Raw genomic sequence first — 16385 nt, forward strand, 5'->3', positions numbered from 1 at the left:
CACTCACGAGCAGCCTGGGATCCCCGGCGTTCGAGGAAGACCTTCATGACCGCGACCACCTCCGAGAACGGCCTCCGCACGCGCCTGCACCGCCTGGCACGCGGATCCGTCATCTCGGCGATCGTTCTCGGCCTGGCCGGCGCCGGCGCTCCCGGCGCGTTCGCAGCCACGGATGCCGAGCCCGAGGGCTCGTCGGTCGACCTGCTCCTCTCGGCAGGAGTGCGTGGCACGGTCGCTCCCGGATCTGCGACGACCGCCTCGATCACCGTGCAGAACGACTCCAGGTCCGAGCTCTCGTCCGGTCGCGTCACGGTGGAGCTCAACCGCACTCCCCTCACCGACGAGGCCGCGATCACGACCTGGCTCGACGAGGCCGACGCGACAGGCGGCTTCGAGCAGCTCGGCTCAGACACGACCGCGCCCGTCGACGCCGAAGCATCCGCGACGACGAGCCTTCTCCTTCCGCCGGAGGCCCTCGGCGACCTGGCCCCCGGCGTCTACCCGTTGCGCGCGACCCTCAGCGGAGCGCAGACCGACGCTCAGGACGATGCGCGATCGGTGACATCGACGACAGTGCTCGTCGTGACCGCTGCCGCGAACCCGCCCATCGCTGTGATGGTGCCGGTCACGGCGACACCCGACAACGGCGCCCTGCTGACCGCCGACGAGCTCAGTGCGCTCACCGCCCCCGAGGGCGCGCTCACCGCGGTGGTCGAGGGAGTCCGAGGGACCTCGGCGATCCTGGCGATCGACCCGGCGATCCCTGCGGCCATCAGAGTGCTCGGCTCTTCGGCTCCTGAGAGCGCCCGCGAATGGCTGCGCCTTCTCGACGCACTGCCGAACGAGCGCTTCGCCCTGCAGTTCGGCGATGCCGACGCCACCACACAGGCGCAGGCGGGCCTCCCCGCGCTCCTGCAGCCCACGACGCTCGCGCCTTTCCTCAACCCGAGCGGCTTCACCGAGCCCGCAGACGGGACTCCCACGCCCACCCCCACGCCCGCCCCGACCCCGGCCTCGGTGCCGACGGAGAGCACTGCGCCGACAGACGGCACCGCGCCGACGCCGGCGCCAGAGCCGAGTGACGAACCGACGCCTCAGCCCACCGACGGCCCCGTGCTGCCCGGTGACGCCGAACTCACCGCCATCGAGGGCGCGACGTCCGGCATCCTGTGGCCGCGCAGCGACGTGTCCGCCGCCGACCTCGACGTGTTCTCGACGTACGTGAACGGCGCGGTCACCGTCCTGTCGTCCTCCTCGATCGGAGGCGCCGCCGGTGCACACGCCGACGTGGGCGGCCGCAGCGTGCTGGTCACCGCCGCTGCAGCATCCGATGCCGTGTCGCAGGCCGCGAGTGAAGACGACACCGCCGCGCGTCAGCAGCGGCTTGCTGAGGCGAGCGCTCATCTCTCTCTGGCGGGTCAGGCAGATCCGGCCACGCCGATCCTGATCGGACTCGACCGCGACGAGACGCGCACGGCTGAGGCGCTCAGAGACGCCGTCGCGTCAGTCGACTCTCTCGGATTCGGTCTCTCCGAGGTACTCGCAGTCCCGGCGACCCCGGCGACGCTCTCGACCGAGCAAGACCAATCCCGTGCCCTGGCACTGCGGGGGATGCTCGACAGCGAGATCGTGCTCGGCGACTTCGCCTCGATCCTCGACGACACTCAGCTGCTGCTGAGCCCCAAGCGCATCCAGATCATGCGGGCGACCGGCGTCGGCCTCACTGAGAAGGGCTTCGACGACGCCGTCTCCGACGTCAACGTCGCGACGACGGAGACACTGAACGCGGTCGACATCCCTCCCGCGAGCACGATCCAGCTGCTCTCCGCCAACGCCGACCTGCCGTTCTCAGTGCGCAACGATCTGCCGTGGCCGGTGAACATCCAGCTCAGCGTCACGCCGAGCGACCCGCGTCTCGACGTGCAGTCCGTGACCCCGTGGACGATCCAGCCCGGCACCACGACGAGGGTCAAGGTGCCCGTGTCCGCCCGAGTCGGCAGCGGCGAGGTCACCCTCAAGCTTTCGCTCTCGAGCCCCACCGGCGTGCCCATCAGTCAGCCGGAGAGCGTCCGCGTCTCGGTGCGCGCCGAATGGGAGGCCATCGGTCTCGGGGTCTTCGGCGGCCTCATCGTGCTGCTCCTCGGTCTCGGCATCATCCGCACCATCCGACGCCGGCGCCGCGAGGCCGACGCAGAGAACCAGGAGACGACATCCGAATCGGATGCCGTCGAGGAGATGAATGAGTAGTCTCGGGCGCGCCAGCGCACTGATCGGCGCGGGCACCCTCATCTCCCGCGTCACCGGTCTCCTGCGGACCATCGTCCTCGTCGGCGTGATCGGCTCGGTGGGCGCGGGCGCGGCGGATGCTTTCGCCATCGCGAATCAGCTGCCCAACAACGTCTTCTCACTGATCTCGGTCGGCGTGCTCACCGCGGTGATCATCCCTCAGATCGTCAAGGCGACTGCGGATGCCGACGGCGGCAACGCGTTCATCTCCAAGCTGTTCACCCTCGGCACAGTCGTGCTGGTCGCGATCACCGGGCTCGCGACGATCGCGTCGCCCTGGTTGGTGTGGCTCTACGCCGGCAAGGAGGGCTCCCCGGAGTTCCTCGCGCTCGCGACCGCGTTCGCCTACTGGTGCATGCCGCAGATCCTCTTCTATGGCCTGTACGCGCTTCTCGGCGAGGCGCTCAACGCTCGGCGCATCTTCGGTCCGTTCACCTGGGCGCCGGTCGTCAACAACATCGTGTCGATCGTGGGCTTCCTGATCGTCGGCGCCCTGTTCGGCGGCCCGCTCACCCGTGTCTCCGAGTGGACTCCCGAGATGATCGCGGCGCTCGGCGGAACGGCGACGCTCGGCATCGTGATCCAGGCCGCGATCCTGCTGATCTTCTGGCGTCGCACGGGTCTCGCGCTGCGCCCTGACTTCCGTTGGCGCGGGGTGGGCCTCGGCAACGTCGGAAGACTCGCCGGATGGACGTTCCTGATGGCGCTCGCGAGCCTCGGCGCCGGGCTCGTGCAGACGCAGATCCTCACCGAGGCTTCTGGCCAAGGCGCCTCCGTCGCCACGTTCCAGTACGCCTGGCTCATCTTCATGCTGCCGTACTCGATCATCGTGCTGTCGATCGGAACGCCCTACTTCACGCAGATCAGCGAGCACGCTGCGGCCGGCAGACACGCAGAGGTCCAGGCTGACATCGCCCAGAGCATCCGCACCCTTCTGTTCTTCATCGCGGTCGCCGTCGCCGCCGTCGCTGCGGCCGCGGTCCCCGCGTCGAGGGTGTTCACCAACCAGGCGTCGCATGCCGAAGAGGCCGCGCTCGTGCTGGTCTGCTTCCTCGTGTGCCTGGTGCCCCTGACGATCCTGTTCATCGTGCAGCGCACCTTCTATGCCTACGGCGACACACGCACGCCCTTCTGGTTCACTCTCTTCCAGTGCGGCCTCGTGGTCGTCAGCGCCCTGGTCGCCCAGTGGCTGCTCGACGCCGATGTCATCGAGGTGACGATGCTGGCCGCCGCCATCGCGCTGGGTCAGTCGATCGCGAGCACACTGCAGATGATCGTGGCCAGCTGGCTTCTGCACCGCAAGATCGGCGGACTCCAGATCCGCTCCTGGATGACCGCGATCGGCCGGTACGCGGTCGCTGCCGTGCCGGCCGGATTCGCCGGCTGGGGCGTCTTCCTGCTGCTCGGCGGCCCCACCGGCTGGACCACGTCAGACAAGATCCAGGGTGCCCTCGGCACCTGCATCATCGGCATCGCCGTCGTGGTCGTCTACATCGGCATCCTGGCCCTGCTGCGTGCGCCCGAGCTCAAGGTCGCGAGCTCCATGCTGCGGCGATTCCTGCCCGGCCGCTGAGCCCTCTCGCGCGGGAATGTCGCGCGGTTACCATTGGTTGAAGCAGTCGAACGTCTTTCGGCGTCTCAGCATCTACGACGGAGAGCACATGCGTCAGGTCATCATCATCGGTTCGGGTCCCGCCGGATTCACCGCCGCCATCTACGCGGCGCGCGCGAACCTCAAGCCGCTGCTCATCGCGAGCACGGTCGAGGTCGGCGGAGAGCTGATGAACACCACCGAGGTCGAGAACTACCCCGGCTTCCCCGAGGGGATCCAGGGCCCCGAGCTCATGGCCAAGTTCCAGGAGCAGGCTGAGAAGTTCGGCACCGAGGTCGTCTACGACGACGTCACCGAGCTCGACCTCGCCGGCCCCGTCAAGAAGGTCACGCTGGGCAGTGGCACGGTGCACGAGGCCCAGTCGCTGATCTACGCGACCGGCTCGGCCTACCGCAAGCTCGGCATCGAGGGCGAAGAGCGCCTCTCGGGCTACGGCGTCTCGTGGTGCGCCACGTGCGACGGATTCTTCTTCCGTGAGAAGACGATCGCGGTCGTCGGCGGCGGCGACTCGGCGATGGAAGAGGCCACGTTCCTCACCCGCTTCGCCGAGAAGGTCTACGTCATCCACCGCAAGGACTCGCTGCGTGCATCGAAGATCATGCAGGAGCGCGCCTTCGCGAACGAGAAGATCGAGTTCATCTGGAACAGCGAGGTCGCCGAGATCCTCGGTGGCGACTCCGTCTCGGGCGTTCAGCTGCGCAACACGGTCGACGGCACGCTGAGCGACCTCCCGCTCGACGGCCTGTTCATCGCGATCGGCAACGACCCGCGCACGCACCTCGTGCACGACAAGCTCGAGCTGACCGCAGAGGGCACGATCTGGGTCGACGGCCGCTCGTCGGTCACCTCGGTGCCCGGTGTCTTCGCAGCCGGTGACGTCATCGACCCCACCTACCGTCAGGCCATCACGGCCGCCGGCTCGGGCACGGTCGCGGCCCTCGACGCCGAGCACTTCCTCGCGGATCTTGAAGACGCTTCCGTCGAGTTCCCGGCTGCGGAGGCCGCCGAGATCATCACCGCCTGACCGGCAGGGAACAGTTTCACCTCGTCTGCTGTTGTAGCAGGCGAACCTCGAACAAGGAGAACTCTGATGAGTGCAAAGGCTACGAGCCAGGCGACCTGGGAGCAGGACGTTCTGCAGGCCGAAGGTCCCGTCCTCGTGGACTTCTGGGCCGAGTGGTGCGGACCGTGTCGCATGGTCGCCCCGGTGCTGGACCAGATCCAGGCCGACAACCCCGACAAGATCACCATCCTCAAGCTGAACGTGGACGAGAACCCGCAGCTGGCGATGAAGTACCAGATCACCTCGATCCCCGCGATGAAGGTGTTCCAGGGCGGTGAGGTCAAGACGACCATCATCGGCGCCAAGCCGAAGCCGGCCCTCGAGCAGGACCTCGCCGCGTTCATCGGCTGATCCCGCGTCGACAAGGGCCGTCACTCCTTCGGGAGTGGCGGCCCTTTGTCGTGCCGCCTACTTGTCGTAGACCGGCACAGGGGCGAGTCCCCGTGCCGCGCGGGCGCGGTCGACGATCTCCTGGATCACGGGCGTCTTCGCAGCGTTTTACGTCGATGTCCCGCGTGCGGCAGCAGCCACGGCGTCGCACTTGGCGTGGGAGTACCGATCCACGTCCTCCGGATGCGCGAGCAGCCAGTCCCTGAGCAGCCGCTGATGCACGGCATCCCACTCCTCCACGGTGAAGAAGTGCGCGATCGCGCTGCGGATGCCGTCGGCTTCGAGGATCATCACCGGATGCGTGCGCACAGCGCTGCCGAGGCGCCATCCAGCGGCCTCCAGCGCCGCGCTGTGGGCCTCCACGTCGTCGGAGTCTCGGACACGCACCGCCAGATCGATGATGGGCTTGGCGCGCATTCCCGGGATCGCCGTCGAACCGATGTGCTCGATCGTCCACTCGGCATCCCCGAGCCTGTGCAGCTCTGCAGCGATCCTCTCGAACTGCTGCGGCCAGGAGGGGTCGTAGCCGACGAGCATCCGAGGCATCGTGTGATGGCCCTCAGGAGCGGTCGGCGACCGAGGGGTCCCAGCGACGGTGGCGCTGCTTCTCGTCGAGAAGTCCCCAGACCGCCGGCGTCAGCTCCGGGTACTCCAGCGCGATCTGGCGAAGCACCCGATAGTGGCGTGCCTCATTCGGGCGCACACCGTCGTTGGCCGTGATGTTGTCGGCACGCAGCAGGTAGACGACCAGCTCGTCGACGCTCGGCAGCTCCTCCATGAAGTCCCACGGGTCTTCTCCACCGAGAAGCCTCTCCTGGATCAGCACGGCGAGTTCGTCCGACGCTTCTGCTCGCAGCACTTCGAGGCTGGCGCGGCGCGGAACGGACTCGGTCATGCTTCCAGCCTACGACGCCTTTCGAGTGCCCCGGCGCTCCACCTTCAGCTCGTCGGTCATCTCTTCGAGCTCTTTGCCCTTGGTCTCGGGAACCTTGAAGTACACGAAGAAGAACGACACCAGAGCGAAGAACGCGTAGAAGCCATAGGCGAACGTGAGCCCGATCTCCGCGAAGATCGGGAACGTCGTCGAGATGAAGAAGTTGGCAGCCCATTGCGCTGCAGCGGCGACCGCGAGAGCGCCTGCACGGATGGAGTTCGGGAAGATCTCTCCCAGAAGCACCCACACCAGCGGCCCCCAGGTGGCTCCGAAGAAGACAACGAAACCGTTCGCGCAGATCAGTGCGACCGTCGCCCACGGATCCGGCAGCGTCGCCGCCCCTTCGGCGTCGAGGGTGCCGAACGAGAAGGCCAGCGCCATCAGCCCGAGGGTCACGGTCATGCCGACCGAACCGACCAGGAGCATGATGCGGCGCCCGACCTTGTCGACGAGCAGGATCGCGATGATCGTCACGACGATGTTCGTCACCGACGTGATCACCGACGTCAGGAGGGCACTGGATTCATCGAACCCGACCGACTGCCACAGCGTGGTCGAGTAGTAGAAGATCACGTTGATGCCGACGAACTGCTGGAAGACCGACAGCAGGATGCCGACCCAGACGATCGGCTTCAGCCCCAGACGGCTGCCGCGCAGGTCGCTGAGCGACTCCTTTCGCTCGGTGTCGATCGTGCTCGTGATCTCCTTGATCTTGGCATCGACGTCGACAGCGCCCGTGACCGTCTCCAGGACCTCCGAGGCGCGCTTCAGATCTCCCTTGCGCACGAGATAACGGGGGGACTCCGGCAGACGGAACGCCATGATCCCGTACACGAGTGCGGGGATCGCCTCGACGATGAACATCCACCGCCAGGCTGTCAGGCCCCACAGGGGCTGATCAGCGGCGCCGGCCAGCCCTGCCAGCCACGCGTCCGAGAGCAGTGCGGCGAAGATACCGGTGACGATGGCGAGCTGCTGCAGCGAGCCGAGTCGGCCCCGCACGCGAGCGGGCGAGACTTCGGCGATGTACGCGGGGGCGATGACGGATGCTGCGCCGACACCGAGTCCACCGATGACGCGCCAGATGATGAGGTCGACCACGCTGAAGGCGAGACCTGAACCGATGGCCGAGATGAAGAACATGGCGGCAGCGAAGACCATCACCGGGATGCGACCGCGCTTGTTCGCGATCGGTCCGGCGAACCAGGCTCCCACTGCACAGCCGATCAGGGCGGACGAGACCGCGAAGCCCTTCAGGCCCACGCCGAGGTCGAACCCGGAGACGTCACCCGCCAGCGCGTCGACAGCGCCATTGATGACGGCCGTATCGAAACCGAAGAGGAAGCCTCCGAGTGCTGCGGCGATACTCACCGCGATCACTCGTCGCTGGAACTTCGCGGGATCCTGTACTCCGGACATGGCCTTCCCCCTCATCGTCGAGATGTCGCGAGTCTAGGCGAACACACGACTGAACGTACGTAGATCACGCCGGGCCGTATCCCGTCTCACCCAGTTCGCTGAGAATGCGGTTCAGGTCCTGAATGGAGGCGAAATCAATGATGACTTGGCCCTTTCGTGCGCCTAGCGAAACCTTGACCCGTGTGTTGAGGCGATCCCCGAGGTTGCCGGCGACCTCGTCGAGATAGGCACGGCGGGCACCGGGCGTCGCCTTCGCCGCCGAGCGAGTCGGGCCTGCGGGCTCGGTCTTCGCCGCGACCTCGGTGGCTCGCACCGACAGGTCCTCGTTCACTACCTTGTCAGCAAGACGCTGCATCGCCTCCGGCGACTCCAGGCTGAGGATCGCACGAGCGTGTCCGGCGGTCAGTACACCGGCGGCGACGCGCTGCTGCACCGGCATGGGCAGCTTGAGCAGGCGGATCGTGTTGCTGATCTGCGGACGCGATCGACCGATCCGAGTGGCCAGCTCCTCCTGCGTGATGCCGAAGTCCTCGAGCAGCTGCTGGTAGGCCGAGGCCTCTTCCAGCGGGTTCAGCTCTGAGCGGTGCAGGTTCTCGAGCAGTGCGTCGCGCAGGAGGTCTTCGTCGGCAGTCTCGCGGACGATGGCAGGGATCTTCTCGAGGCCCGCCTCGCGCGCGGCACGGGTGCGCCGCTCCCCCATGATCAACTCGTACTCGCCGTCGCTGTTCTTGCGCACGACGACCGGCTGCAGCACGCCGAACTCACGCACGCTGTGCACGAGCTCAGCAAGGTCTTCCACGTTGAAGTGCGTACGCGGCTGGCGCGGGTTCGGCACGATCTTCTGCGGATCGACCTGGATCAGGTGGATGCCGGGCACGACCTCGAGGTCGGCTTCTGCGGCGGGCTGGTCGCTGGCCTGATCCGTCGCCGGACGCAGATTGGCGCCGGGGAAGAACACATCCACGGGACGCTCGGACTGATCAGCTGTGGGAATGAGGGCACCGATGCCCCGACCCAGTCCAGTGCGCTTCGCCATCATTTCTCCTTGCTCTGCGTCGCCGTCCGCGACGCGATCTCGACAGCAGCCTCGCGATACGCGACGGCGCCGGCGGATTGCCCATCGTAGGCGATCACGGTCTGACCGAAACTCGGTGCCTCCGACACCCGCACCGAGCGCGGGATGACGGTATCGAGCACCTGATCGGGGAAGTGTGTGCGGACCTCGTCGGCCACCTGCTGCGCCAGTCGAGTGCGGCCGTCGAACATCGTCAGCAGAATCGTCGAGAGATGAAGTCCGGGATTCAAATGCTTCTGGATCATCTGGATGCTGCCGAGAAGCTGGCTCAGTCCCTCGAGGGCGTAGTACTCGCACTGGATCGGGATGAAGACCTCGCTGGCCGCGGTGAAGGCGTTGATCGTGAGCAGCCCGAGAGACGGAGGGCAGTCGATGATCACGAAATCCATCGGGTTGTCGACGAGATACTCGTCGAGTGCTCGTCGCAGTCGATGTTCACGTGCGACCTGAGCCACCAGCTCGATTTCGGCGCCGGCGAGGTGGATGGTGCTCGGGGCGCAGAAGAGGTTCTTGTCCTCCGGGCTCTGCTGCACGATGTCGGCGAGCGGGAGGTCGTCGATCAGCACGTCATACACACTCTGAGTGTCTGCGTTGTGCGGCACACCGAGAGCGGTCGACGCGTTGCCCTGGGGGTCGAGGTCTATGACCAGGACCTTCGCTCCGAGACGCGCCAGTGCCGAAGCCACGTTGACGGCGCTCGTGGTCTTGCCCACGCCGCCCTTCTGGTTCGAGACCGTGAGGATGCGGGTATCTCCGGTGAAGTCGATGTTCACCGTCTCGAGCACTCGGCGTCGAGCGGAGAGGTCGGCGAGTTCCCGCGCGAGCGGCGTATCCATCCCGAAAGAGTCCTTCGGTGATGCCTTTTCGGGCTGTTTCACGTGAAACATCCACTCCTTTCGGGGCCGTCCTCCACTCTAATCGCTGCGACGGACCTTGCCGTGTCAGAGGTGGGCTCCGTCGCTCGGATCGTTGGGGACAGCGAGGCTGCTAGGTGGCATCAGGACCCCAGAATCAGCGGTTCCGCGGTGACTCCCACGCCAAGACGGACCCGTTCAGCGGAGCAGCTCTTCAACCCGATCGACGATGTGAGGGAGTGGCTGCGTGGCGTCTATCTCGACCGTCGCTGTCGCACGAAGCAGCGGCTCAACCAACGCGTGATTCGACCTGATCTCTTCGCGGTCGTCCGGAGTCGACCCGTAGGGATTCGTGGTTCGTTGGCGCACCCGATCGAGCAGTACTGAGACGGGCGCCGACAACAGAACCACGTGGTCGAAGCGATCGTAGAAGTCGCCCTGATTCTCGACGGTGCCGGAGACCACCAGCTCAGTGCTCTCCCCGAGAAGGGCGCCCATCAGCATGTCATCCCATCGCCCCGAGTCCGTCGTCCACGGGCCGTAGTCCGTATCGACCGTCGGGTAACCCCGCTCCCCCAACTCACGAAGAACGCTCGACTTGCCTACCCCTGACATCCCGGTGATGAGCAAGCGAACCATCCCCTCACAATATCGATGTTTCACGTGGAACTGACCGGCTGATAGCGCGCCAGTCTGCGGACCCGGCCGATCGATGGTCATGCGAAGCGCGGGCTTCGTGCGCTCGGTGCTGAGCACCTCCCGGTACCGAGCTGCTGAGCTCGTGTGCGGCGCAAAGGAGCATCAGTCGTCCCAGCTCGCCGGGTGCGGGCTTCTGCTGAGCCGCGGCGCTTTCGGTTCTCACCGCTGCTCCTCAGCGCCTCGAGTGCCCATCGGCCGCGCACTGGAGTGTCAGTACTGCCTTTCGCCGACGCTGATTGTGCTGGGTCGAAGGCGTTTCCCCGGGGGTGTGTTTCACGTGAAACGTTCCGCGGTTCGCTGCCGCACACAAGGGACACCGCGGGATTGCGGTGCTCGCCACCGCGGCAATCCTCATCTCCCCCTCATCTCCTCCTTGCCAACCAGGGGACATCTCCACACCCCCCCGGGCATCATCTGGGACCTGTAGCGGTGTTGTGCAGTCCAGCGCGTGTCCCCCTCCTGTCTCATGTCAACAACGCACGCTCAAGGTCTCCGCGTTCTCGAACTGCAGCGGACTCCGCCTATCGTCGCGGTCGCATCACACGCCGCTCCCGGCAGCCCGACGTAGAAGAATCGCGAGCGCGTTTCGCTACCGAGACTGGCGTTCGCGGGCGCGCGTGACTCAGGTCGAATGCGTATCGGTACGGCGGTTTCACGTGAAACACCCGTCTACGGTGACCGCGCGCACAAGACAACTCGGGCTCCCGGGTATAGGCCCCCGCCGAGGAGAGCCTGCCCGCTAGTGCACCCCAGCACCAGAACTCACAGGCGGCGTCACCCAGGTTGCAGGGCCGCAGGGTGTCCGGCTCGATCGCCTAGCGGCTCGCCTGGGCCCACAACCGCTGGACGGTGCGACACGCCACTCGACTGCATACCTGCAGCTCCGGGCCACGCCGGTCCGCAGTGGGCCAAGACCACGCCGACTACCGTGTGCTGCGGGCTGGGTGATCCCCCGCGCGCTCCCCCGGATGCTCGCAAGGGGTGTCCCGGGCAAGCAGACCACGGTTCGGCCGTCGCACATGCCGCACCCACCCTCAGGGAAGCCCATTCAATCGCCCCACAGAGTGCCGCGCAGATCGCTGACGAAGCGGAGGTATCTCCGCAACAGCTCCGACATCACACCAAAATCGGGTCCGCCCCGCATCGAAAGGGCAGCTTCTGCCCGTCATCCAAGCGGCACATGGAGCATCCGCCCCTTGGGACATCAGCTCATACACCCGTATCGGTGCCTCGCTAGCCCGGCCCACGGTACGTCAGTGACGTTCTGACCCTCGTTCCCAGGCAGATCGATCGCATCGTGGACAGGGCTCCCATGTTTCACGTGAAACAGTAGTCCGAGCCTCATGTGGCTGAACCTCACTTTGATTGAGGCCACGGTTCAGCGCGCGGTTTCCCTTTGCCGAAGTCGCACTCCGAATGAAGGCTCGCTCCCCCAACCCCGCCGACTCACGGCGACGACCTGCGACCGGCACTACGGGTTCACTACTCGCATGAGGTGCCCTCGCTGAGATCCGTCCGCGGATGCAGTCACTCGTGCGCAGGTCGCCAGACCCTTCGCCAGGCTGGCGCACCGCACCCAACACCGACACCGACGCCGACACCGACACCGACACCGATGCCGGGACCGACACCGAGACCGATACCGAGACCAATCCCGAAACTGCGGCCGGCGCCAGCCTCGGTCCAGGTCCACGCAGCAGCGCTACCGCTGAGCTCAGGTGCGTTCTATAGCCGCCACCACCGCGCTCGAGACTCGCGTTTCACGTGAAACATAGGCACGAGATATGGTTGCGAGACCCTGGGCCAAGGCCCGTCGACCTCCTACCGCAGACCCTCATCGCGTCTCCTTCTCGGACATGAGTTGGATGCCGATGAACCTGCCGATGCATGGGTGACGGTGTGTTACACGTGAAACACACCCCCCTGTCGTATCGGTTGTACTCTCACTCCCAGCGCAGCGCGCTCATCGGGGCCACCTCACCGGATGAGCTCGTATCCGAGTGGTGGAGTCTCAATCCCGGCGCCAAGGCGACCCGATGAATAGATCCCCCACCTGAGACGGGATCCCCATGCACGAGCACGACAGCGGCGGAATCGAGCCGCGGTCGTGCGTACGCACGAAGGGAGGAAAGGGAAGACATCGACCAGCCTCCGTGACGTGGGGTGTGCGAGCACCGCGTCGCCGCTGCTGGGCGCCCAGTCCTTGCAGCAGTGGTCGGCGTAGCAAGGCAATCTCTAGACACCTAGCCCCCCACCACAGCGCTGGCTGTCGGCATAGGTCAGATGCCCACCCTATTCACCGCCATCCGGCCGCACCGTAGATGTCTATCAGTGCAAGCCCCTACTCAGCCGGCCAGCCGACGCATCCTCTCTCTTCCCTGACTGGTCCCCGGACAGCACTCCCATGCGCGGCAGCCAGTACAGATGTTTCACGTGAAACAACAAGTCGGCGGAGTAGCCGATCGCCGTAGATCCCCGATGACGACGACGACAAGCGGCTGCAGTAGGTCACTCGTCACTCGTGTTCGCGCAGCAACGCTCTCCCCTACCCAAGACGGTCGCTTGCTACGCATGCAAGAGCCGATGTGCTGCCCATGCCCATCAATGGACTCAGGGCCGACCCACGCAGCATCATCCGCAGCGCGAAGAGCTATGAGGAACTCACGTTCCTCAGACAGCAGCTATCGAACGACAGCCCGCACTACTCGCGTCGTCTCAGGGAGCACGTTCTCCCCGAGCCTCTCTACTCGGACGTGAGAGAGGCGGAACTTCTTGATCTGCTTCTGCGCCGCGTCGATCTCGTTGTCGGCATTCATCCCCTTGAGCAGGATGAGCTCACCACCGTCACGCACGAGCGGCGCGGTGAGGGGGATCAACGTCTTCAACGCACTGACAGCTCGCGCGGTGACGACATCGAAGCCCACTGGGCGACTCACGTCCTCGGCACGCGCTCGAAGCACCTCGACGTTGTCGAGGTGCAATTCTGCAACCTGCTCGTTGAGCCAGATCACGCGGCGTTCCATCGGCTCGATGAGCGTCCACTGCACATCGGGCCGCGCGATCGCCAGCACGATTCCGGGCAGGCCGGCACCAGAGCCGATATCCGCAACGGATCCGTGGAACAGCGGAGCAGCGATGACACTGTTCAGGATGTGTCTGGTCCACAGACGGGGCAACTCCAGGGGGCCGATCAGGCCCCTCTCCTCGCCATGCTCAGTGAGGGCCGCCGAGAACTGGCGTGCCAGCTCGATCCGATCCCCGAACAGCTCAGCGGCTACGGAAGGCTCGATCTCAACGTCACTCACTGCGGCATCCCGACCAGATGTTTCACGTGAAACGTCAACGACGACGCAGAACCGTGTGGCGGTCAGCGCCCTCGCCGTAGGACTCGGAGACAAGTCCCTGATCAGCGGCAATATCGTGGACCAGCTTGCGCTCGTAGCTCGACATCGCGGGCAGGGACGCCTGCGTCGCGCCATCATCGAGCTTCGCAGCCGCCGCGTTGACGAGCGTCTCGAGCTGGCGACGCCGCGCATCCCGGGACCCGCCGACATCGAGGATCAGTCGTGAGAACGAACCGGTCTTGTTCTGAACAGCGAGGCGAGTCAGTTCCTGCAGAGCCTGCACCGTGTCGGGCGCCGACAGCAGAGCAAGTCCATCTCCTTCAGCCTCGACCGACACATAGGCGCGGCCCTGGCGTACATCGAGATTCAGATCGCCATCGATGTCTGCGATATCGAGCAGCTCCTCGAGGTAGTCGGCTGCGACATCGCCCTCGTTCTCGAGATCAGCGACCGTGGGCTCCACGGTCTCGGTCATGTTGTCGGTCATGAACCGCTCCCCTTCTTCTTGGCACGCTTCTTGCCCACGGGCTGCTGGCGCTTGGGAGTCTGCGCCTTGGCGCGCTCCGCCTCTTCGAGCAGGCGCTGCTGCTCCGCTTCGTAGGCCGCCATGGGAACGACCTTGCCCGACGAGTCGATCGCCTTGCCCTTGCGAGCCAGTCGCTCCTCACGGGCCTTCGCCGCCTCAGACCCGGGAGTCGGCATCTCACGGATGACGAGGAACTGCTGACCCATGGTCCAGAGGTTCGAGATGAACCAGTAGACGACGACGCCGAGCGGGAAGAAGATACCCGAGAAGATGAAGCCGAGCGGCAGCACGTAGAGCATGATCTTCTGCATCTGGTACGCCTGGCCGGTCTTGGCCTCCGGTGACAGGTTCTTCGAGATGATCTGCAGCTGGGTGAAGAACTGCGAGGCGATCATCAGCACGACCAGCACGACCAGAATCACGATCGCGACGGTGTTGCCGGCATCCACCGCGTTGCCGAGGGTCTCGTGCAGCGACGCCACCCCGAAGAGCTCCGCGTTGTAGAACTGCTCGGTGAGCTCCGCATTCAGCAGGCCGACTCCGCCGACACCCAGGTTGTGGTGCTTCGAGACATCGCTCAGCACGCTGAAGAGCGAGAAGAAGATCGGCATCTGCACGAGAAGCGGCAGACAGCTCGACATCGGCGTCGTGCCGTGCTTCTTATAGAGCCCCATGGTCTCGCGGCTCATCGCCTCGCGAGACAGCTGATCCTTCTTGCCCCGGTACTTCTCCTGAACTTTGCGCAGTTCAGGAGCAATTTCCATCATCTTTCGCTGGCTCTTGATCTGCTTCACGAAGAGCGGGATCAGCGCGGCGCGCACCACGACCACGAGGCCGACGATCGAAAGCACCCAGGTCAGACCGGATGCTGCCGGAAGCCCGACAGCGGTCAGCAGCCAGTGCCAGGCGACGAGCACGAGCTCGACGACCCACTTGAGGGGCCAGAGGATGGTCCCGATCAGATCGAAGCCGCCGGAGGCAGGCTCCGGCGACGGTGTTGCGCTGGCGAGCAGAAGGTCAAGACCCACCGATCAATCCTTTCGGGCAGGGACGACGAAACCGCGAGCGGTCAGGTCATAACGGAAGTGTTGGTGCGGACGGACGTCATCGACGCCGCCGTGGCTCCAGGGATTGCAACGCAGGATGCGCCATGCCGAGAGCATCGCTCCCCGCACCGCGCCATGCTGTTGCACCGCACCTACAGCGTAAGCGGAACAGGATGGGTAATAGGCACAGACATCTCCATACATCGGAGAGATCACCTTGCGATACCCGGTGAGGAACCCCAGAACGAGATTCCTCGGGATCAGCGGGATGCTGCGAAGCACATCCCCCGTCTGTAGGTGCGCGTCGCCGATCGACGATGCCGGAAGAGCAGTCACGGTCGAACCTGACTGAGGCGGTCGAGGCAGCGATTCACATCGGCGCTGAGTTCGGCGTAGCTGGCGGTCGCGGATGCAGGAAGGGCACGGATGACGACATCCGTGCCCTCGGGGACCCGCGCCAGCGCATCCGCACACACGGCTTTGAGTCGCCGACGCACGGTATTGCGCACCACAGCGGTGCCCACCTGCTTGCTGATGATGAATCCGAACCTCGCGGCTCTGCTCTCGCCCGTCGCCAGCATCGAGGTGACGACTTTGGCTCCGCCACAACGGGATCCGCGTCGAACGACCAGACGATAGTCGCTCCCGCGGGTCACACGAAACGGGCGGGCGAGCACAGCGGTCTACGCGGAGAGCTCGGTGCGGCCCTTCGCGCGGCGAGCCGAGAGGATCGCGCGGCCGGCGCGGGTGCGCATGCGAAGGCGGAAGCCGTGCTTCTTGGCGCGACGACGGTTGTTGGGCTGGAAAGTGCGCTTGCTCATGAAATCACTCCGGGAATGCTGCCACCGGGATCATCTTGACCGGAGACATAGGGATCTGCCATTCAGGCATAAGTCAACCGATTAAGGGTACGTCCTGGCGGCCCACAGAGCAAATCTGCGCGCTTCGGTCCGGACCCCGACAGGATCCGCACAGCTATTATCCACAACCTGTGGCGTGCACGTATGCGCAACACGCGCGCGGATTTCCAAGGGCAGGTTGCCGTTCACAGCCACGGTGACTACCGTGGCATCCGAAGTTATCCACAGGCGAGGCGCGTCATCCCGACGGCCCGTCACCCCCTCAGCACGGAGCGTC

Annotated in this window: 16 protein-coding genes; 4 read left to right on the forward strand and 12 right to left on the reverse strand. The window is 65.5% G+C overall.

The window, feature by feature from the left end; genetic code table 11:
• Positions 1-45: 45 nt before the first annotated feature.
• The 4 genes from FIV50_RS17470 to trxA all read left to right on the forward strand — a co-directional run bounded on the left by FIV50_RS17470 (position 46) and on the right by trxA (position 5312).
• Positions 46-2247, forward strand: a complete 2202-nt coding sequence (locus FIV50_RS17470) for a DUF6049 family protein (protein WP_140038532.1) — start codon at positions 46-48, stop codon at positions 2245-2247.
• Entirely contained in the window at positions 2240-3859 is a 1620-nt protein-coding gene (gene murJ / locus FIV50_RS17475) for a murein biosynthesis integral membrane protein MurJ (protein ID WP_140038533.1), read from the forward strand. Before FIV50_RS17470 ends, murJ begins: the two co-directional genes overlap by 8 nt.
• Before the next feature lie 88 nt (positions 3860-3947).
• Positions 3948-4922 (forward strand): thioredoxin-disulfide reductase, encoded by a 975-nt coding sequence (gene trxB / locus FIV50_RS17480; RefSeq protein ID WP_140038859.1) that lies wholly within the window; start codon positions 3948-3950, stop codon positions 4920-4922.
• Positions 4923-4988: 66 nt separating this feature from the next.
• A complete protein-coding gene (gene trxA, locus FIV50_RS17485; RefSeq protein WP_042541543.1) occupies positions 4989-5312 on the forward strand; it encodes a thioredoxin in 324 nt (107 codons plus the stop codon).
• 147 nt (positions 5313-5459) lie between these two features.
• Here trxA and FIV50_RS17490 read toward each other — a convergent pair whose 3' ends face one another.
• The 12 genes from FIV50_RS17490 to rpmH all read right to left on the reverse strand — a co-directional run bounded on the left by FIV50_RS17490 (position 5460) and on the right by rpmH (position 16069).
• Positions 5460-5888, reverse strand: coding sequence for a GrpB family protein (locus FIV50_RS17490; protein ID WP_219846228.1), 429 nt, complete (start codon positions 5886-5888; stop codon positions 5460-5462).
• A 22-nt stretch (positions 5889-5910) separates the two neighbouring features.
• The gene (locus tag FIV50_RS17495; RefSeq protein ID WP_140038535.1) at positions 5911-6246 is read right to left on the reverse strand and encodes a tryptophan synthase subunit alpha; all 336 of its coding nucleotides are present in this window, start codon (positions 6244-6246) and stop codon (positions 5911-5913) included.
• 9 nt (positions 6247-6255) lie between these two features.
• A complete protein-coding gene (locus tag FIV50_RS17500; RefSeq protein ID WP_140038536.1) occupies positions 6256-7704 on the reverse strand; it encodes a sugar porter family MFS transporter in 1449 nt (482 codons plus the stop codon).
• A gap of 64 nt (positions 7705-7768) precedes the next feature.
• Entirely contained in the window at positions 7769-8740 is a 972-nt protein-coding gene (locus FIV50_RS17505) for a ParB/RepB/Spo0J family partition protein (protein ID WP_140038537.1), read from the reverse strand.
• A complete protein-coding gene (locus FIV50_RS17510; RefSeq protein WP_308810380.1) occupies positions 8740-9615 on the reverse strand; it encodes a ParA family protein in 876 nt (291 codons plus the stop codon). The genes FIV50_RS17505 and FIV50_RS17510 overlap by 1 nt, the downstream gene beginning before the upstream one ends.
• A gap of 216 nt (positions 9616-9831) precedes the next feature.
• The gene (locus FIV50_RS17515) at positions 9832-10272 is read right to left on the reverse strand and encodes an AAA family ATPase (RefSeq protein ID WP_140038539.1); all 441 of its coding nucleotides are present in this window, start codon (positions 10270-10272) and stop codon (positions 9832-9834) included.
• Positions 10273-13013: 2741 nt separating this feature from the next.
• Positions 13014-13637 (reverse strand): 16S rRNA (guanine(527)-N(7))-methyltransferase RsmG, encoded by a 624-nt coding sequence (gene rsmG, locus FIV50_RS17525; protein ID WP_258184337.1) that lies wholly within the window; start codon positions 13635-13637, stop codon positions 13014-13016.
• Between the two features lie 34 nt (positions 13638-13671).
• Complete coding sequence (locus FIV50_RS17975; protein ID WP_258184338.1) at positions 13672-14163, reverse strand: Jag family protein; 492 nt, start codon at positions 14161-14163, stop codon at positions 13672-13674.
• A complete protein-coding gene (gene yidC / locus FIV50_RS17530; RefSeq protein ID WP_140038541.1) occupies positions 14160-15230 on the reverse strand; it encodes a membrane protein insertase YidC in 1071 nt (356 codons plus the stop codon). The genes FIV50_RS17975 and yidC overlap by 4 nt, the downstream gene beginning before the upstream one ends.
• A gap of 3 nt (positions 15231-15233) precedes the next feature.
• A complete protein-coding gene (gene yidD / locus FIV50_RS17535) occupies positions 15234-15584 on the reverse strand; it encodes a membrane protein insertion efficiency factor YidD (protein WP_140038542.1) in 351 nt (116 codons plus the stop codon).
• Complete coding sequence (gene rnpA, locus FIV50_RS17540) at positions 15581-15925, reverse strand: ribonuclease P protein component (RefSeq protein ID WP_140038543.1); 345 nt, start codon at positions 15923-15925, stop codon at positions 15581-15583. The genes yidD and rnpA overlap by 4 nt, the downstream gene beginning before the upstream one ends.
• Positions 15926-15931: 6 nt before the next feature.
• Entirely contained in the window at positions 15932-16069 is a 138-nt protein-coding gene (gene rpmH, locus FIV50_RS17545; RefSeq protein ID WP_022889115.1) for a 50S ribosomal protein L34, read from the reverse strand.
• Between the last annotated feature and the right edge of the window lie 316 nt (positions 16070-16385).

The sequence above is a fragment of the Microbacterium foliorum genome, assembly GCF_006385575.1.
Taxonomy (GTDB): Bacteria; Actinomycetota; Actinomycetes; order Actinomycetales; family Microbacteriaceae; genus Microbacterium; species Microbacterium foliorum_B.